The organism is Halomonas meridiana (assembly GCF_009846525.1).
In the GTDB taxonomy this organism is placed as follows: domain Bacteria; phylum Pseudomonadota; class Gammaproteobacteria; order Pseudomonadales; family Halomonadaceae; genus Vreelandella.
Map to the genome: position 1 here is coordinate 2,596,571 of NZ_CP024621.1, position 18,298 is coordinate 2,614,868.

Sequence of the window (18,298 nt, forward strand, 5' to 3'; positions counted from 1 at the left end):
TCAGTTCTTAGCGTTCAACGAAAGGGCGGCCTCATAGCCGCCCTTTCGTGTTATTTGCTACTCCTGAGGCATCAGCGCCTTGTTCGATTCGTGGCATGCCGACATCCCTGCACTAACTTTAGTTGCTGAATGACGATGCTCCACTGAGCCCGGCCGAGTGCTATCCGCAACGCTGATCAACTATCGGGAGAGTCGCTGAGCGATAAACCAACCCAATACCATCGCTGCCAGTAGCGCCAGCAGTGGCAGCGTTAGCCCACCGATAGAGGCAATCGCAGGCCCAGGGCAGTAACCTGAGAGGCCCCACCCCACTCCAAACAGCGCCGCGCCGCCTAACAGTTTGGCATCTAGCTCTTGCTTGGTCGGCAGTTGAAATTGGGTGCTAAAAAGTGGCGTACCGCGGGCAAAGACTAACCGATAGCCCACAAAGGTCGTGCCTACTGCGGCCCCCAGTACAAATATCAGCGTTGGGTCCCAGGCACCGGCAATATCCAAAAAGCCGAGTACCCGCGCAGGGTCGGTCATCCCAGAAATCGCGAGTCCCAGACCAAACAACAGGCCAGCGAGGTATCCCGCTGCGGTTTTTACGGCCGGTGTGCTCATACCCCACCTCCGATGACATGCCGTACCACATAGACCGTCGCGATGGCCGCGACCAGGAAGGTTCCAGTAGCCGCCATAGACCGGGGCGCTAACCGCGCCAAGCCACATACGCCATGGCCGCTGGTGCAGCCACTGCCAAGCCCCGTGCCTATCCCCACCAGCAGGCCTGCTAACAACATAAGCGGCACGCCGCCTGCAGGTTCACCAATCACCGCACCGGGCACGCCTGCCACGTTCCCCAGCCCACCCCCAACGGCCATGACGAGCAGCGGACCACTAATTAGCCCCGCTAAAAACGCTAACCGCCAAGCACTGTCTCCTTTAGGCCGCTGAGTAATTAAGCCGCCAATAATGCCGCTAATACCGGCAATACGCCCTAGCGCGCCCATCAGCCACACCGCTGAAAGCCCAATCAGCACGCCACCGACCAGCCCTTGCAGGCTTGCTATCCAACGGATCGTTTCACTCATTACTGTGTATCTCGCCTCATAGTGCTCAAACATCAAAACCGATTGAGCGGTACTTTTAAGTACACCTGGCCGTCATCTTCGGCAGGCGGTAGCTCACCAGCCCGCATATTGACCTGCACAGAAGGAATAATCAGGCGCGGCATGCCTAACGTGGCATCTCGCTCGGTGCGCATCTTGACGAACTCTTCCTCGCTAATGCCGTCGTGCACATGGACGTTGGCCTGGCGCTGTTCGGCAACGGTGGTTTCATGCTGATAAGCGTTTCGTCCCGGCGCTTTATAGTCGTGGCATAAGAACAGCCGCGTTTGCTCGGACAGTGCCAGTACTTTCTGAATGGAGTGGTAAAGCGTGCGGGCGTCGCCGCCTGGGAAATCACAGCGCGCCGTGCCGTAGTCCGGCATGAATAAGGTATCACCCACAAAGGCGGCATCGCCCACCACATAGGTCAAGCAGGCTGGCGTATGACCCGGCGTATGCAGCACCCGCCCTTCAAGCCCACCGATGTTGAAGATGTCGCCTTCTTTAAAGAGCGCATCGAACTGGCTGCCGTCCCGCGCAAACTCAGTGCCTGCATTAAAGGCTTTCCCAAAAATTTCCTGCACGTCGACGATGTGGGCGCCAATGCCGGTGCTGCCGCCCAGCTTGGTATGTAGGTACGGTGCGGCGGATAGATGATCCGCGTGGACATGGGTCTCTAGTATCCACTCCACTTTCAGCCCTTTGCCGCACACATACGCAATGATCTGCTCCGCCGAGCGAACGTCGGTGCGACCGGCGGCGTAATCGAAGTCGAGTACCGAGTCGATGATGGCGCATGCATCGCTGTTGGGGTCTTCCACCACATAGCTGAACGTATTGGTCGGTTCGTCGAAAAAGTGGGTGACGATGGGTCGTTGCATCAAGGGCCTCCCATTGATAGCTGACGGGCATTAAGTCCGTGCACTGAGCATAGCGCAATTTTAAGTTATATATTTATATCTTTTTAGAATTACAGATAAGTCTCCATCGTCAACTTTTTCTTAATTCGACTAAGGTATGAGCAATGTTGGCCGATAACAGTAAGGGCTTACTTACTGATTGGATTTTTCACAGGGACACTATGAACCGTTTGACAACGACACAGAAACTTTGGAGCACCCTCGGCATCATCTGGGTGGCGATGCTACTCCTCGTGGGCTGGTTGGCGTGGGAGAACCGCCAAACCATCGAAAGTGAACGTCGCGATAGCATTCAGCATATTGTGAGCAGCATCCATGGACAGTTGGAAGCGCTACAGGCGCGCGCCGAGCGCGGCGAATTGACGGAAGACGAAGCGCAGCAGCGAGCCATCGACAACATTGCAAGCGTCCGCTTTGGCGAAGGCGAGTATGTGTTTGCCTTCGATAACGACTTGGCGATCGTGTCGCACCCTAATCGCCCACGAGGCGAGGATATGAGCGCTTATCAAGATGCCAGCGGCATGCGGCTGTACGCTGCCTTCTTGGACGTTGCCCAAGCCGGTGGCGGTCATGTGGACTACTACTCGCGCCGCATCAGCGGGGATGACCAAGTGCCCAAAGTGAGCTATGTCGCACACCTGCCAGAGTGGGGTTGGTCATTGGCCGCCGGCGTCTATGTCGACGACATCAATGCCGCCTTCATTACCGGCCTGATTCGCTCAGCGATCATTTTATTAGTGATTGGCGTGCCGGTGACGCTGCTAATGGGCTGGGTCATTCGTGACGTTGCCCGTCGTCTAGGCGGCGACCCGCGCTATGCAGCCACGGTGGTACGCCATATTGCCGATGGTGATCTTACCCAAGCCGCCACGCTCTCCGCCAAGGATCAGCACAGCTTGCTGTATGACATTAATCGCATGCGCGAGACGTTGGCAGGCACCATCAGCGACATTCACCACGGTGCCGATCAGGTGAATCATGGCGTGGAGCAGATCGTCGGCGTCAACGAAGAGCTCTCCACCCGAACTGAAGAGCAGGCGGCCTCCTTGGCAGAAACCGCCTCCAGCATGGAGCAATTAACGGCCACGGTGAAACAGAACGCCGACCACGCTGACCATGCCCGCACCCTGGCCACCAAAACCGCTGAAAGCGCCCAACGCGGTAGCGACGCTATGGCGTCAGTGATTCACACAATGGAGAACATCAACAACAGCGCGACGCAAATGAGCAGCATCGTGAATACCATTGATGCCATCGCTTTTCAGACCAATATTCTGGCGCTGAACGCCTCGGTGGAAGCGGCCCGCGCAGGCGAGCAAGGCCGTGGTTTTGCCGTCGTCGCCAATGAAGTGCGCCAGCTGGCCAGCCGCTCGGCGTCCGCCGCCCAAGAGATCAAAGGATTGATTGAAAACGCGGATGCGCAGGTGGTCGAAGGCAGCCGCCAAGTCAAAAACACGGGTGAGATGATTACCGGTGTGGTCGCCGATATTCAGCAGCTCAGTACGCTGGTACAGGAAATCTCGGCAGCCACCATCGAGCAGAGCAGCGGTATCGAGCAGGTCAACCAGGCCGTGACGCAGATGGATCAAATGACCCAGCAAAACGCGGGACTGGTACAGCAGAGCAACCACGCGACCCAGCAGCTAGCGCAGCTAAGCACCCAGCTTCGCCACTTGGTGACTAACTTCAAGTTGAACAAAGAAACCCACCAGCCTGCCATTGCCGCGCCCGCAGCCCAACCCTCTTCCTTCAGCGACTTCTAATAGTCATAGCCCCCGCCCAACCAGGCGGGGGCTTGCTCACCTTATTTCCCAGCTACACCTTGCCCTGGTTATCCAACTCTACTGCTTCGTGCATTCGCGCCAGGATGTCGGGCACCGCAGCCTGTACGCGGTTCCAGCTAGGAATGAACGGCCGTTCGCGAGGGTTATCTAAGAATAAGTTGCCTGCTTCCAGCAGGTTGCTGGCAAACAGCTCTACCGCCTGCTCTTCACAGTGGCGATCCAAACTCAGGCCATTCATGGTGGCGTCGTGATCATAGGCTTCGATCAAATCGAGCGCTAAACGGTAGTATGTCGCTTTTAGCGTGCGGAAATCTTCACTGCTGAAGCTCACGCCTTGGGTGGCCAGCTTGCGGTACAGCGCTTTGGCGATATCCAGACTCATGCGATTCAGGCCGCCGTTGGCATCATCCTCGCTAACGGGCTGATGCTTGTGGTCGTAGGCATCGGCAATATCGACCTGACAGAGCTGGCGGTGTGAATAGTTACGCTGCAGTTCAGACAACACCCCAATCTCCAGGCCCCAGTCAGCGGGGATACGAATGCCCTCCAGCACATCGCTGCGCATCGCAAACTCTCCCGAGAGCGGATAACGGAAGCTATCCAAGTAGTCCAAATAGGGCAGCGGCCCGCATACGGTTTTGAGCGCTCGCAGTAGCGGCGTCACCATCAGCCGAGACACCCGGCCGTTGAGCTTTCCTTCGGCAATGCGGGGGTAATAGCCTTTGCAGAAACTGTAATTGAACCGTGGGTGAGCCACGGGATACATGAGCCGCGCCAGCAGGCTACGGTCATAGGTCAGAATATCGCAGTCATGCAGGCCAACCACCGACGAGCGGCCAGAGGCCAGCACGTATCCTGCGCAATACCACACGTTGCGCCCTTTGCCGGGCTCTAAGGCCCCTAAACCGTGGCTTTCCAGCTCGGCGTCTAGCTCACGCAGGCGTGGACCATCGTTCCATAGAATGCGGGTGTGCTGGGGAAGACGAGAGAAGAATTCGCGGGCATATAGGAATTGCTCACGGTCTGCCCGGTCCAGGCCGATCACAATCTCATTGAGATAAGGCACTTTCACCAGCTCATCGACAATGGCCGAAAGCGCTGGGCCTTCCAACTCGGAAAATAGCGACGGGAGTATCAACCCCATCGGACGACGCTTGGCAAACTGGCCTAGCTCCTGCTCTAGCGCCTCCACCGGACGGCGAGTGAGGTTGTGGAAATCGGTAATGACGCCATTCTGATGAAAATCACTCATACGCTGATCCCTCGTTGATTAGGCCGTAACGGACGCTTGGGTAGGTGCCGACGCTAATCGGCGGTCGTCTCGCCCCCACCAGTGGGCCACCCCCTCGGCCCAGCCTGTCGGCCCGGTTTCCTGAGTGCGATATAGCGCTGTATTCGTCGGCGTGACGGTCAAGTCGTGGCACCCTTTGATCACGACGGCCCGATCAACGGCATCGAGCATGGATATATCGTTCGGGCCGTCACCTAGTCCTAATGAGAGCGGCTCACGGCCACGCAACGCGGTAAAGCGTTTGATGAGCCAATCAACGGCGCTGCCCTTATCCGAGGCTTTCCCCATCACATGCCAAAAGCGTCCGCCTTGGGTGAGCATCAAGCCATCGCCTTTCAGCGCTAACCGGAAATTGGCCAGCGCAGCCTCGTCGTCTTCCCAAATAAGCGGCTCGCTGCCTTCACGCTGCCGGGCCGCTTTGGCGCGGGTTTCGTCTAAACCGGTGAGCGACATCACAGCCGCCATATCCAGTTCGCTCATCCGGGTAAAGCGCACGCCCAAACGCTTGCGCCAGACGTTCAGCCGTGCACGGATAAACCCCACGTCCACACCGGTGTGTTTCACGACAACGCCGTCCAGCCCGCTGCCAGGGCGATCTAACCGGGCGTGACACCAGCCCGGAGGCAGGCCAATCACAGCGCCGTTTTCCGCCACGAACGGCGTCGCCGTCAGGCCTAGTGCTTCACGCAGGGAGATCAGCTCGGCGCGGGTTTTACTGGTGACCGGGATCACGGGCACGCCCAGCTGTTTTAGGCGCGCCAACCAAGGCGCGGCAGGAGAGAAGTCGTAACTGTGGTGATCGAGCAGCGACCCATCTAAGTCGGTGACCACCAAGCGCGGCTGAAGGGCCGGGTCGGGGCTTCCTGGCGGCTGCTGGGTAAGGCTCGCCCCCTCAGAGTGGGCGGCTGTCGTGCGGGTGTGTTCGGTCATGACACCACCTTATTGCGTTCTTGAAAGCCGTTACGCGGACGTCGTTCTTAGATAAGCAATAAAGCAGAATGCATGCCAATAGCATTTAGATAATAAAAATCAAACGCTTGAAAAAAATCACGGTGCCATAACGACGGTAAGCACCAAAACAGGGCACCTAAAGTGCACCAGTACAGTGCGGGAAGAGGCTCGTAATAAAACGGCCCCGGAAGACATCTGCAAAAAAGTTGCACAAAGCCTTGGCAAACGCTCACAAATAGCTATACTCGAATTGTACCCACTGACAACCTTGTACACCCCCTCACCTGATGTCAGTGGGCTGCAGTGAGCCAAGCCCTTTCATGCCCGCCTCCCCCGGCGGGCTTTTTTTGACCACACTGCTACTCCACGTGAATCACTACCTCGACGCGGCGATTGCGTGCCCGCCCTTCTGCCGTGCTGTTATCTTCCAACGGCTGCGTCGCCGCAAGCCCCACGGCCCGCAGCCGCTCAGGCGCAACACCGGCCGCTTCCAAGGCTTCGACAATGGCAATCGCACGGGCGCTAGAGAGCGCCCAGTTCGAGGAGAACTCTGGGGTATTAATGGTCTGGCTATCGGAGTGGCCCTCAACCCACACTTCACCGTCATAGCGCTGAATCGTCTCCAGCAGGCTACCTACCAGCGATGAGCCGCCTTGTGTCAGCTCTGCCGTCGCCGAGGGGAAAAGCAGCCTGTCCTGCACGCGTAGGCTGATCCCTTCGGCCACCCGGGAGACTTCGACACCCTCCAAGTTGGGCAAATAGGGGGACGCCTCTACCCGCTCGGCCAAGTTTTCCGTGAGTGCTAGAGCGCTACTGATGGCCTCGTCGCTGACCTCTTGTACATTCACGGGGGGGCGATCCGTGAGAAGTACCATGTAATCCGCTAAGGGAAGCGGCGCTGGCGGATCCTCTTCCCGCACCAGAGGCGTGGGCAGCCTCGTCGTTGACGACGAAGGCGCAGACGCCAACGCGGCTTGCAGGGTGTCGATGAGCGACGCTACCCGCGTAGGCTCTGATGGTGATGCAGAGTTCACCGCCTCTTCCGGCAGCGCCAGTAACGGCGGCACGCTGGGCACCACCTCGGCTCGCGGGGGCAGCCCTGCCACGCCCAAGGCGGCGCTGATCGCCATGGGGCTGAGCTCACCAGGCACCACCACTGGCATTGGGGAGCGCGGTGGGCGACGCTCATCCAGTAAGGCAGGCAGCGGCACTTCCAGCGGTGTCGCCAGGCCTGTGCTCGTGTCCACTTCCGCGTCATCGGGGGTCCAGTCGGGGCTTGTGACCCCGGCAGCCGCAATAATGATGACGAATAGGGCGACCAGCAGCGTCATAATATCGATATAGCTGATCATCCAGCCGCTGTTGCTATCGTCCTCAGGGTACGTCGACATCAGGGAGTCATGACGTGGGCCGCTGCGGTGGTCCTCAAGCATGGGAGTGATTACTCATTCAAGTTTCTAACCTCGTGGCCGATCTATGCTAAGCATGGCAAACTAGTCTATCAAAAAGCCGATTAGTAGCGATAAGGAACTACCAGGTGCGCACTCGTCCTATGTCACACCCCATTGTCGATTTTTTACGCCCCGTTGGCCTGGGACTTGCGAGCCTGATGCTCAGCGGCTGTTTTTACGCCAGCACTTCTCAGGCCCCCATTGCCACAACATACCCCTACACGGAACAGCAAAAAATGCAGGCCGCCCAGCATTGGGAAGTGCTTGCTCAGCATGAAGCCGCCGGCATCCTATCCAGCGAGCGGGTGCGCTTTCGTGACCTACACATTGCGGCGCCGGAACATGAGCAGTACGGCTCATATTACAGCGGCGGGGAATTCGAGCGTGGTTTTAGAACACTGTTGACCAGCGAGCTAGTATCCGGTGGTGGCAGCGTGACGACTCAGCCTCGCGCTAACGGCGCCACCATCCAAATCGACGTGGAAGTGGTCGAACACCGGGATCGCGGCTATACGCGCCCCCCTTCGGCGCTTACACCGCCTTGGCGAGTGGCATCGCGGTGGCCAGTATCCCGTTGGGCAACTGGAGCGAGCCAGCATTGGCACTCATTCCGGCGGCCATGGTGGCCGACACTACCAACGGTAGCTGGACAGCCAAGGGTAATGAAGAAATCATCATCACCACACAGATAGTGGAACAGGATCAAATCCTCTACTCTTCCTCCAATATCTATTACATTAATTCGGGTGATCGTCGCCAATATGCCCCGCACCGGGTCCCTAGAACCCCCACGACCCCGACTGTTTCTATCACTGATACTTGGTAATGTTTATGTCTTTACGTTCGATTTTTGCATTAACGTCGGTGCGCCTGTTTCGCGCTGACGTTTTGGCTGCACTTTGCATGACGTTACTGCTGACGGGCTGCGCTAACTTGGGCAACAACGCTCAGCCTCAAGAACCAGAACCTGACCTGTCAGAGCTCGCCCATGAAGCGGCAGAGCAGATGGTGATGAACAACCCCGACTTGACCCGCTACAGCCCGATGATTGCGGCCACCTTTGTCAGTATCGACAACCTCAGCCAATCCTCGACCTTTGGTCGGATCAGTTCTGAGATCATGGCCTCGGCCCTGGCCCAACAGGGTATGCAGGTTCGCGAAGTCAAAATGCGCGATAGCATGTTTATCGAAGAGAGCGTGGGGGAGTTGATTCTATCCCGCCAAGTTCAGCGGCTAAGCTCTCAGCACAATGCACGTTCTATCCTGATGGGTACCTATGCCCAAGGTCAGGACTATTTATACGTGAGCGTTCGTGTCGTTCGCGCTGGCGATGCCATGGTATTGGGAAGTGCAGACTTCCAATTGCCATTGGATAATAATATGCGCAGCCTGTTAGAGGCTCAGGGCGGCTGGTAATACCCCGCTCTTACACCACTGACGTACTGAAAGCCTAGCCAACACGCTAGGCTTTTCATTTGCTCATCGAAAGGACGACCATGTCTTCACGTCGCCGTACCCGCCAGCCCCATATCGTGGCCGTCAGCCGGGTGATCAAACTGTTGGCCAACATTACGAAAGTATTGAGCTATGGATTTCACGCCCTCTTTCCCAACAAGCGTTTTACGCTGCCAGAACGCGCAGCCCCCTGGCTGCCCGCCAAGCAAGAGACCGTCATCCCTCGTATTATTTGGCAAACCAACTTTACCAATAAGGTGACGCTGCCGGTTTATCTCAATTATCTTTTCAATCGTCTGATGGCGCCGCGCTTTGAGTATCGTTTCATGATCACCCAAGCGCGCCAGGACTTCATTAAACAAAACTTCGATCCTGCGTGGCTCGAGAGCTACGATAAATTGCAGATTGGTGCCGCTCAGGCCGATTTTTGGCGACTATTGGCGCTTTATCAACATGGTGGCGTTTACCTGGACATCGACGCCCATGCCATCTGGCCATTAGGCCGGGTAGTACCCGCAGATATCGACGAGTTGTATGTGACGACCCGCAAAGGAGAACTAAGCAACTACTTTATTGCCAGTCGTCCCGGTAACCCCAACCTGCTTAAATTGATTGAGCAGGTCCATCACAACATCGTAGAGAATCAGCTTACTAACGTGTTTGAGCTGACGGGGCCGGGCGTTTTCATCAAGCTATTGGATCAAGCTCACGTGCCCACGGTCTCCTACCGTCATGCTTGTAACCAGGGCAGTTTTACCAATGAACACTTCCAATATATTGATAAGAAAGCGGGCAAGTGGACCAAGGAACAGCAAAAGGTGAGCATCATTCGCCAAGACTCGCCCAAGCCCTAGTTAACTCCCCTCAAATAAAAAGCGCTAGCCCAAAGGGCTAGCGCTTTTTTCACACGCGGGTAACGCCGTGTTTATTTATACACCGGGAAACGCCCACAGACGTCAGCGACTTTATCGAGCACTTGGGCTTCAACGCTGCTGGTGTCTTCGCCTTTGGCCAGTACATCGAGGATATCGCAAATCCAGCCTGCCAGCTGCGCACACTCTTCTTCACCAAAGCCGCGCGTGGTGACGGCCGGGGTGCCGATACGCAGGCCTGAGGTGACAAACGGGCTTTGCGGGTCGTTCGGTACAGCGTTTTTGTTGACGGTGATGTGGGCGCGGCCAAGGGCAGCATCCGCATCTTTACCGGTCACGCCCTGCTTGATCAGTGACAGCAGGAACAGGTGGTCTTCCGTACCACCAGATACGATGTCGTAACCGCGGTCGATAAAGACTTTCGCCATGGCTTGGGCGTTCTTAACCACCTGTTGCTGGTAAGTTTTGAACTCGGGCTCCATCGCTTCTTTGAAGCAGATCGCTTTGGCAGCAATGACGTGCATCAGCGGGCCGCCCTGACCACCGGGGAAGACCGCCGACTGCAGCTTCTTCTCAATGTCCGGATTGTTCTCTGCCGAGAGAATCACGCCGCTACGCGGGCCGCGCAGGGTTTTGTGCGTTGTGGAGGTCACCACATGAGCGTGGGGCAGCGGGCTGGGGTAAACGCCAGCAGCGACCAAGCCAGAAACGTGCGCCATATCCACCAGCAAGTAAGCGCCTACTTCGTCAGCGATTTCACGGAATTTCGCCCAGTCCACAATTTGTGAGTAGGCAGAGAAACCGGCGATGATCATCTTCGGCTTGTGTTCACGGGCCAGCTCAGCGACTTGGTCGTAATCAATCAGGCCTTGCTCGTTCAGGCCGTACTGAATGGCGTTGTAGTGCTTGCCAGAGAAGTTGGGCTTGGCACCATGAGTCAGGTGGCCGCCCGCGTCCAGGCTCATACCTAGGATGGTGTCGCCCGGCGTGACCAGCGCTTGGAAAACAGCGCTGTTGGCTTGCGAGCCAGAGTGCGGCTGCACGTTGACGTAGGTCGCGCCGAACAGCTGCTTGGCGTAGTCGATGGCCAGGTTTTCAGCGATATCGACAAACTCACAGCCGCCGTAGTAGCGCTTGCCTGGGTAGCCTTCGGCGTATTTGTTGGTCAGCTGGCTGCCTTGCGCTTCGAGTACGCGGGGGCTGGCGTAGTTTTCGGAAGCAATCAGTTCGATGTGGGCTTCTTGGCGTGCCACTTCTTTTTGCATGGCATCAAACAGCGCATCATCGAATCCGGCAATTGTCATATCGCGGCTGAACATCGGCGGGAACCTCGTTACGAAAGGATCATCATGGAGAAGCGAGGCGGCTATCATACCGCAGGCGGACGCGACTTTCATCGCATCCGCGTCAGGTCTTACATGAGCATGTTTCATGTTGCCAGCCGCCCCTCAAACCTGACCGACCGGACAACCACGCTATTTCAACTCAAAAGTGAAGGTGAGCCGCTCGCTGCTGCCCATGGGGTTGAGTATGAATTGATTGAGCATAAACGGATTGGGTAGCTCGACATCAACGGTGAGGGATTGGGCGTGGCCTGCCATGATATCCACCATACCGACCATCAGCTTCGTGATTTGCGGGCCAAGTAATGGCCCCAACTGCTGCGCCTGCGCCCAGGCTTGAGAGATCGCCTGCTCTTCGCTGATCCCCTCTTGAGCAGCCAGTTCAGTGGCCATGCGCGGTAGCATACCTTCATCGCGATATGCCACGGACACATGACCGCCGTACAGCGTCGCCGCTTCAAACAGGGCGGGGTTTTGTGTGGCCTCTTCTAAGGTGGCCCCTTTGGGCAGGCTGATGGGCACATCCATGGAGAACTCCAGGCCACCGGCTCCGTCCAGCTGCAAATACCCTTCCGAGGTGAGGCGGTTGCGGTGGCTCGGTTCATTAGAGGGTGACTCCTGCCACTGGGAGGCACTTTGACCCTCGGCACTTAAACGCCCGGTACCGCCCGTCAACACACGGTTCAAGGCTTGTAGCTCTTCACGCTCGGTGGGGGGCACTAGATGGATTAACTCGCCCAGATCAAATTCCGCGCCGCTAAAGCCCGCTTCGCCCACGTAGCTGTTGCCTTTTACCCAAGCGTTATCCAGTAATACGCTCCACTGCTCGCCGGTTAAACTGAAACCGTGCAATTCGGCATGCTTAAGGCTCTCTTCTCCGGGGCGGTCGAGCCCTTCCAACGCTTCAATGCGCATATCCCCTAATGCCAACGTCCCGGAGATGCCGTTAGCGAGGTCGTTGAGTTCGCCGCTAACCCCTTGCAGCGCAATGAGACCAACGGCACGGCTGCTCGCGTCTTCTAGCTCTAGGGAATCGATGGAGAGAACACCGGCTAGTGCTTGGCTCTCAAGTTCAGCGGCTAGCTCATCTGCCAGACTGCCCTCTAGCCGGAAGGTAATATCGCTCAGGCTGAGTGCGTTGATGATGCTACCTTCCGCTTCGAAGGCTTCTAACATGGGAACGGCAGCGCCAGGCTCTCGTAGTACCAGCTCACCCACGGTCAACACCGGCGAGTCAAACCCCAATTCAGTCATACTGATGCCATCTAGGGTAATTGACGCTGGCTGTGCGTAACGACCATCCACGCGGTAACGATCAATCGAGAGCAAATCACCGTTGGCGTAGGTAATCGCCACATCTTCCGCCACGTAGCTGTTGGCTTCTTCCACAAGCTGCCCGATAACCATACTAGCGCCATCGCTTGCCAGCTCTGCTTGTAAATCGGCCTCTAGCTGTTGCAGCGACGCCTGCGCGGCTCCCGCCACTAGCCAAAGCGATACCCCTGCAGCGCCCCACTTCACCACCTTCGCCTGCATGACACGACCTCTCTGTTGAAGGGTTTTAGCATATCACCAAGCTGCAGCGCCGCCATCTCGATTTGAGGTGTAGATGGGTGAGGGTTAGGCCATACGAGTTATGCTATTCTCACCAAATTAGTGATGTGCGAACAATGAATCTTAACTTGAGCATCTAGGTATGTTTTGCAGACGTTTTGAACGCCAAGTACATATCACTCGCCACGCGCGAGAACGAATGCTTGAGCGCAACATTAGCGAAGAACAATTGATCGAGTTACTCGAAACGGGCGATACCCGCTTTAAAGATTACACTCGACTCTGGATTGCGAAAGCATTTCCTAAGCGCACCGATAATCTCGTGTGTGCGGCGGTCGTGTTAGAAGATTTATTAGTGGTAAAGACGGTAATGCATCATTTTGACTGGGAGGCCATGCCATGAGAACCACTTACGATGAGGCTGATGATATCCTGGTGCTCCACCTTTCTGAGAAACCGATTGCTAGAGAGGTCTCTCAAGATTGGAACACCCACATTAGCTACGCTGATGACAATACCATCGTCGAAATTGTGGTTCTTGAAGCCTCAAAACAAGGCGCTTGGCCGCTACTGAAAAGCTACGCTGCATGATAATAAATGGTGGCTCTTGCATGGGAAAGGCGGCTAGAGATAGCCGCCTTTTTTATCGCTGGTAGGTTTATGCCTCGCCTAATAACCCCAAGCTTGCCGCTGGGGCTTGGCGGCGTAGGCTGTAGGAAAGCGCGTGACCGATGACACCTATCAGCAGCGCGCCGCCAATGGGGAGCGTTAGCCAAAGGCCGATATGCAGGCGCGGGGTTAAGTCGAGCCAGTAGAGGTAGAGCGCGGCGGTGGCGAGCTCTGCAAGCACCGCCCCTAGCAGGCCGCTGGCGAACCCAAGCAAGGCATATTCGGCCCCTTGCACGCGGGAGATCATCCGGTTGCCAGCACCAAATACCCGCAGCAGGCCACTTTCATGGGCGCGTACCGGGCGGCTGGCGGTGAGCGCGGCGTAGAGCACACTCACGCCCGCCAACAGCACCAGGATAAGAACGAGTTCTACTGCGCGAGTCACTTGGGTCAATACATCGCGCACCTGCCCAAGAATAGCATCTACGTTGAGCAGCGAGACGCCGGGGAAGTCGCTGACCAGCTCACGCACCAAGCCCTGCTCTTCGTCTGGTAGATGGAAAGCAGTGATGAAGCTATGGCCGAACGATTCCAGCACGCCGGGCGGGAAGATCACGAAGAAGTTCGGGTTAAAGCTGTCCCAATTCAGGCTGCGCAGGCTTTCGATGCGGGTTGTGATGCTGTCGCTGCCCACAGCGAATGTGATTTCGTCTCCCAATCCCAAACCAAGACGCTCAGCCAAACCATCTTCTACCGAAATGGGCACAGTTTCTGAATTGCTAGAAGGCGTCGCGTCCACTTCGCTCATCCAGCCTTCTGGCTCACTGGCGGGTGTGAACCACTGCCCTGCCACCACTTGGTTGCCTTCGGGCAGTTCGGATTGCCACGTCAGGTTAAGTTCACGGCGCAGCGAGTTGTCGCCCCGGGCATCAGCGGGAACAGCATCTCTGGGCGCTTGTCCGTTAATCTCGGTAATACGCCCACGCACCATGGGGTAAAGGGTACTTTGGGTATCGACCCGAGGTGCCACCGCTTGCTCGAACGCATCCCGCTCGCCGGGCTGAATGTTGATGGCGAAGTAGTTGGGGGTGTCTTCTGGTAGTTGATCTTGCCAAGTAGTGAGCAGATCCCCACGCACCAGGACGATCATCGCCATGGCAAAAAACGTGACCGAAAATGCCAGCAGCTGGCCAAGCCCCGCCTGCTTGCGGCGGGCCAGCTGACGCCCGCCCAAGCGAAATGCCTGAACCCACTCGCCGCCGCCCTTAAGGCGCTGCACAGCGTGAAGCAAACCATTCAGCAATAAAGAACTCACGCCCCACAGCAGCGCCAGTAAAGCCGAGCCACCCACCAGAAGCGCCAAGGCTAGAGGGAAGCTGCCTGAATAGAGCCACAGCAGGCCGCCAAATACGATGCTGGCCACCCCCACCACCAGCCAAGCGGCGGGCGGCAGCGGGTCCAGCTCTCGGCGCAGGACTTTCAGCGCGCTCACCTGCTTGATACGCAGCAGCGTTGGCCCTGCAAACCCCACCAGCACCGCCAGCGCGGTGAAGATACCGAGCCACAGCGGCATAATGCCAGGGGGTGGCAGCGTCATGGGCAGAAAGCTAGTCAATAGCCACAGCAGTACGGCTTGGCCGACCAAGCCCAGCAGTGCGCCAATGAGGGAGGCCATTAACGCCAGCCCAATGAGTTGCAGGCTGAAAATCGTCACAAGCTGATACTGGCTGGCCCCAAAGCAGCGCAGCAGCGCAGCGGTATCCAGGTGACGCTCTACGTAGCGGCGGGTCGACATAGCAACCGCCACCCCAGCCAACAGCACCGCTGCTAACCCGGCCAGGCCTAAGTAGCTTTCCGCACGTTGCAGGGCGTTACCCAACTGCGGGCGGTCTACCCGCACATCACGCACCTCTACCCCATCACGCCGTAGCTGTGCCAATAAGCTCTGCACTTGCTCTAACGCGGCGGGCGGCCCGGCGGCCAGCAGTTCAAACTCAATGCGTGACCCTGGCTGTACCAACCCAGTAGCTTCAAGGTCAGCGGTATTGAGCATCAAGCGCGGGTTGAAGTTACCAAAGCCAGCAGACTGGTCCGCTTCGCGCTCGATAATCCCGCTAATGGTCAGTTCCGTTTGCCCCACCTGCACGCGGTCGCCAATCTCGATATCGATCAGCTCGGCTAGCCGTGGGTCTGCCCAGGCTTCTCCCGCAGGTGGGCCAGAGGCGATTTGCTCGACGCCGCTGCCCCTGTCTACGTGAGAAACACCGTAATGCGGGTACACGTCATCCACCGCTTTGAGGCTGGCGGGCTGGAAGCGCTCCCCCTGGCTGATCATGGAGACCAGATCCACTTGGTCGCTCAGCGTAAAACCCGCCTGCTCTAGGGTATTGCGCAGCTCTTCTGGGAAAGGGTCGCGCTGTTCGAGCACTAAATCGCCACCCAGCATCTGCCCGGCTTGGCGCTCAAGGCCTCGCTCTAACCGGTCAAGAAAGAAGGCAATCATGGTGGACGCGGCCACCGCCAGTACCAGCGCGACGAACAGCGCCCGCACATCCGCCGCGCGCAGGTCGCGCTTGAGACTTCGCGCTGCTAATCGCCAGTTGATATCACTCATCGCCTTCCTCGCTGTTGGCTGGAATGGGCTCGAACGGGACGAGCTGGCCGTTGGTCAGGCGCAGGCAGCGGTCGCAGCGGCGCGCTAAGGCGTGGTCGTGGGTAACGAGAATCAGCGTTGTGCCCGCTTCTTTATTCAGCGTGAAAAGCAGGTCGATGATCTGCGCCCCGGTATCCGGGTCCAGGTTGCCAGTCGGCTCGTCGGCAAACACCAGCTCAGGGTCGGTCACGAAGGCACGCGCAATGGCGACTCGCTGCTGTTCGCCGCCAGAGAGCTGTTTGGGCTGGTGGGAAGTACGCTCGCCAAGCCCTACACGCTCCAACCACTGCTGGGCGGTACGTGTTTCTCCGGCGCGGGGCGAAAGCTCCAACGGCAGCAGCACGTTTTCCAGCGCACTGAGCGTCGGCAGCAGTTGAAAGTTCTGGAACACGAACCCTACTCGCCCTGCCCGCAATGCCGCGCGGCCATCCTCATCCAAGCGGCTCAGCGCATGGCCAAAGAGTGTCAACTCACCGTCGCTGGGCGTATCCAACCCGGCCAACAGGCCCAGCAGCGTGGATTTACCCGCGCCGCTTTTGCCTAAAATGGCAACGCTCTCTCCCGACGCTACGCTTAACGACAGGTCGTGTAAGATGGTTAGCGTGCGTTCACCGCTGGTCACTCGTTTGGCCAGCTTTTCCGCATGTAGCACGGGCTGACGAACGGCTTCTTCGGGAACCTTCGGGATAGCGGAGGGGTCGGTGTTGGGCGAGCGCGATGGTGCATCTTCGGTCGAGGTATAGGATGTTGGGTCAGAGGAGTAAGACATGAAACATGGATTCCCTGTAGCAATTCGAAAACGAGCGGTTCAACAATGTTTGGCTCAGGCGCTGACCTTTCGACGGGAGCAAACGACGGCCCGACGCGGCGTGGCGAGCGCCCTGATGCTGGTAATGTTGTTGGGTGCTGCTCCGATATATGCCAGCACCTCTGAAGAAAACTTGCTGACGCTCCTTGTGATGGGTGACAGCTTGAGCGCGGCATATGGTATTGAGCAAGAGCAGGGTTGGGTCGCGTTGCTAGCAGAGCGCCTTGAGGGTGAGGCGCAAGTGGTGAATGCCAGCATCAGCGGCGAAACCACCTCAGGCGGTGCTCAGCGATTTGCCGATATTATCGGACAGCGTGAGCCGGATATCGTTCTGTTAGAACTTGGCGGCAACGATGGCCTGCGCGGTTTACCACCCGCCCAAATGCGCGCCAATCTCGCCACCATGATCGAGCAAAGCCAGCAAGCAGGCGCAGAGGTGCTGCTGCTGGGTATCGATATTCCGCCGAATTACGGCCAAGCCTATCGCGATGCCTTCACCGGGGTCTATCACTCTCTGGCGGAGGAGTACGACCTCTCGCTCGTGCCCTTCTTACTGGAAGATATCGCCCTCAACCAACAGTTGATGCAAAGCGATGGCATTCACCCCACGGCAGACGCTCAGCCGATCATTCTCGACAACGTTTGGCCAGCGCTTGAACCGCTGTTGGAAGAGTCTCAACAAGTAGCGGCTGAATAAGAGGCTCACCCCATCACCGTTGATACTTTCTTCTGAGGAGATATAGCGCTTTTTTGCCTTAGCTTGTAGTCTTAAGCGATATTTGACCAACGCTAATGGCGTCCATGTCTACTTCCTCCTCCCGCCCGCCTTCCACCTTGTCGCGTCGGCAGTTTTTAGCCACTGCTGGCGCGTTGCTGTTGGGGGCCAAGCTGGGTATTTCGCCCTCCTCTGCCGTAGCCTTCAATCCCCAACAGCTGCGGCAAAGCATGCAGCAACTTTATGGACAAGGCGGTCTCAACGTCTTAGAAGAGTGGTTTGCATTGCTGGAGCGCTTACGTGGCCAGGACGTGCAAGCTCAGCTTCGCGATGTGAACGACTTTTTCAATCGCCGTGTGCGCTGGGTAGAAGATATCCGCGTGTGGGGAGAAGAGGACTTTTGGGCAACGCCCTTAGAAGCATTGGGTAAAGGGCAAGGCGACTGTGAGGATTACTCCATCGCTAAATACATCACCCTGAAGCAGTTGGGTGTGCCGGGGGAACGTTTGCGTATGATCTACGTTCGCGCCCGCATTGGGCGTAGCCAAATCACCCAGGCTCACATGGTGCTAGGCTACTACTCGACTCCCAATGCCGAACCGCTGGTACTGGACAACATTGCACCCTCCATTTCACCGGCTTCTCAGCGCAATGATTTAGACCCCGTCTTCAGCTTTAACAGCGACGGCCTTTGGGCAGGCGGTGGCTCGGAATCTCGTGCCGACCCGCTGGCACGGCTGTCGCGCTGGCGTAGCGTGATCGGGCGGATGCAATCACAAGGATTCATTTAAGAGGACTGGC

18 protein-coding genes are annotated in these 18,298 nt (G+C 57.4%); 8 read left to right on the forward strand and 10 right to left on the reverse strand.

Annotated elements, in window-relative coordinates:
* Window positions 1-180: 180 nt before the first annotated feature.
* The 3 genes from CTT34_RS12470 to CTT34_RS12480 are packed head-to-tail and all read right to left on the reverse strand — an operon-like array spanning window position 181 to window position 1,972.
* Window positions 181-603, reverse strand: coding sequence for a DUF6691 family protein (locus CTT34_RS12470; protein WP_159342719.1), 423 nt, complete (start codon window positions 601-603; stop codon window positions 181-183).
* Complete coding sequence (locus CTT34_RS12475) at window positions 600-1,073, reverse strand: YeeE/YedE family protein (RefSeq protein ID WP_390620232.1); 474 nt, start codon at window positions 1,071-1,073, stop codon at window positions 600-602. Before CTT34_RS12475 ends, CTT34_RS12470 begins: the two co-directional genes overlap by 4 nt.
* A gap of 32 nt (window positions 1,074-1,105) precedes the next feature.
* On the reverse strand, window positions 1,106-1,972 hold the full coding sequence (locus CTT34_RS12480) for an MBL fold metallo-hydrolase (RefSeq protein WP_159342720.1): 867 nt from the start codon (window positions 1,970-1,972) through the stop codon (window positions 1,106-1,108).
* Window positions 1,973-2,172: 200 nt separating this feature from the next.
* Here CTT34_RS12480 and CTT34_RS12485 point away from each other — a divergent pair, with 200 nt between their 5' ends.
* Window positions 2,173-3,774, forward strand: a complete 1,602-nt coding sequence (locus tag CTT34_RS12485) for a methyl-accepting chemotaxis protein (RefSeq protein ID WP_159342721.1) — start codon at window positions 2,173-2,175, stop codon at window positions 3,772-3,774.
* 52 nt (window positions 3,775-3,826) lie between these two features.
* Here CTT34_RS12485 and CTT34_RS12490 read toward each other — a convergent pair whose 3' ends face one another.
* From CTT34_RS12490 to CTT34_RS12500, 3 genes are all read right to left on the reverse strand, one after another.
* Window positions 3,827-5,047 carry a glycosyltransferase family protein gene (locus CTT34_RS12490; RefSeq protein ID WP_159342722.1) on the reverse strand — a complete coding sequence of 407 codons (1,221 nt, stop codon included), beginning with the start codon at window positions 5,045-5,047 and terminating at the stop codon, window positions 3,827-3,829.
* 18 nt (window positions 5,048-5,065) lie between these two features.
* Window positions 5,066-6,016, reverse strand: a complete 951-nt coding sequence (locus tag CTT34_RS12495) for an HAD-IIB family hydrolase (protein ID WP_159342723.1) — start codon at window positions 6,014-6,016, stop codon at window positions 5,066-5,068.
* A gap of 380 nt (window positions 6,017-6,396) precedes the next feature.
* Window positions 6,397-7,470 (reverse strand): OmpA family protein, encoded by a 1,074-nt coding sequence (locus tag CTT34_RS12500; protein ID WP_159342724.1) that lies wholly within the window; start codon window positions 7,468-7,470, stop codon window positions 6,397-6,399.
* A 104-nt stretch (window positions 7,471-7,574) separates the two neighbouring features.
* Between CTT34_RS12500 and CTT34_RS12505 the strand changes: the two genes are divergently transcribed.
* The 3 genes from CTT34_RS12505 to CTT34_RS12515 all read left to right on the forward strand — a co-directional run bounded on the left by CTT34_RS12505 (window position 7,575) and on the right by CTT34_RS12515 (window position 9,797).
* On the forward strand, window positions 7,575-8,180 hold the full coding sequence (locus CTT34_RS12505) for a hypothetical protein (protein WP_254436375.1): 606 nt from the start codon (window positions 7,575-7,577) through the stop codon (window positions 8,178-8,180).
* A 139-nt stretch (window positions 8,181-8,319) separates the two neighbouring features.
* Window positions 8,320-8,904 carry a FlgO family outer membrane protein gene (locus CTT34_RS12510; RefSeq protein WP_159342725.1) on the forward strand — a complete coding sequence of 195 codons (585 nt, stop codon included), beginning with the start codon at window positions 8,320-8,322 and terminating at the stop codon, window positions 8,902-8,904.
* 80 nt (window positions 8,905-8,984) lie between these two features.
* The gene (locus tag CTT34_RS12515) at window positions 8,985-9,797 is read left to right on the forward strand and encodes a glycosyltransferase family 32 protein (RefSeq protein WP_159342726.1); all 813 of its coding nucleotides are present in this window, start codon (window positions 8,985-8,987) and stop codon (window positions 9,795-9,797) included.
* A gap of 71 nt (window positions 9,798-9,868) precedes the next feature.
* Here CTT34_RS12515 and glyA read toward each other — a convergent pair whose 3' ends face one another.
* Together glyA and CTT34_RS12525 are read right to left on the reverse strand one after the other, a co-directional pair.
* Window positions 9,869-11,134: a serine hydroxymethyltransferase gene (gene glyA / locus CTT34_RS12520; protein ID WP_159342727.1), complete on the reverse strand. Its 1,266-nt coding sequence runs from the start codon at window positions 11,132-11,134 to the stop codon at window positions 9,869-9,871.
* A gap of 156 nt (window positions 11,135-11,290) precedes the next feature.
* On the reverse strand, window positions 11,291-12,694 hold the full coding sequence (locus CTT34_RS12525) for a hypothetical protein (RefSeq protein ID WP_159342728.1): 1,404 nt from the start codon (window positions 12,692-12,694) through the stop codon (window positions 11,291-11,293).
* 160 nt (window positions 12,695-12,854) lie between these two features.
* On the opposite strand from CTT34_RS12525, the gene CTT34_RS12530 reads away from it, so the two are divergent.
* Entirely contained in the window at window positions 12,855-13,115 is a 261-nt protein-coding gene (locus tag CTT34_RS12530) for a DUF4258 domain-containing protein (RefSeq protein ID WP_159342729.1), read from the forward strand.
* Complete coding sequence (locus CTT34_RS12535) at window positions 13,112-13,303, forward strand: DUF2283 domain-containing protein (protein ID WP_058577243.1); 192 nt, start codon at window positions 13,112-13,114, stop codon at window positions 13,301-13,303. The genes CTT34_RS12530 and CTT34_RS12535 overlap by 4 nt, the downstream gene beginning before the upstream one ends.
* Before the next feature lie 67 nt (window positions 13,304-13,370).
* Here the strand turns inward: CTT34_RS12535 and CTT34_RS12540 are convergent, their stop codons facing one another.
* Window positions 13,371-15,935, reverse strand: coding sequence for an ABC transporter permease (locus CTT34_RS12540; RefSeq protein WP_159342730.1), 2,565 nt, complete (start codon window positions 15,933-15,935; stop codon window positions 13,371-13,373).
* Window positions 15,928-16,743 (reverse strand): ABC transporter ATP-binding protein, encoded by an 816-nt coding sequence (locus tag CTT34_RS12545; RefSeq protein ID WP_159342731.1) that lies wholly within the window; start codon window positions 16,741-16,743, stop codon window positions 15,928-15,930. Before CTT34_RS12545 ends, CTT34_RS12540 begins: the two co-directional genes overlap by 8 nt.
* A gap of 124 nt (window positions 16,744-16,867) precedes the next feature.
* Between CTT34_RS12545 and CTT34_RS12550 the strand changes: the two genes are divergently transcribed.
* Entirely contained in the window at window positions 16,868-17,479 is a 612-nt protein-coding gene (locus CTT34_RS12550; RefSeq protein ID WP_254436493.1) for an arylesterase, read from the forward strand.
* A 95-nt stretch (window positions 17,480-17,574) separates the two neighbouring features.
* A complete protein-coding gene (locus CTT34_RS12555; RefSeq protein WP_371825095.1) occupies window positions 17,575-18,288 on the forward strand; it encodes a transglutaminase-like cysteine peptidase in 714 nt (237 codons plus the stop codon).
* Window positions 18,289-18,298: the final 10 nt, after the last annotated feature.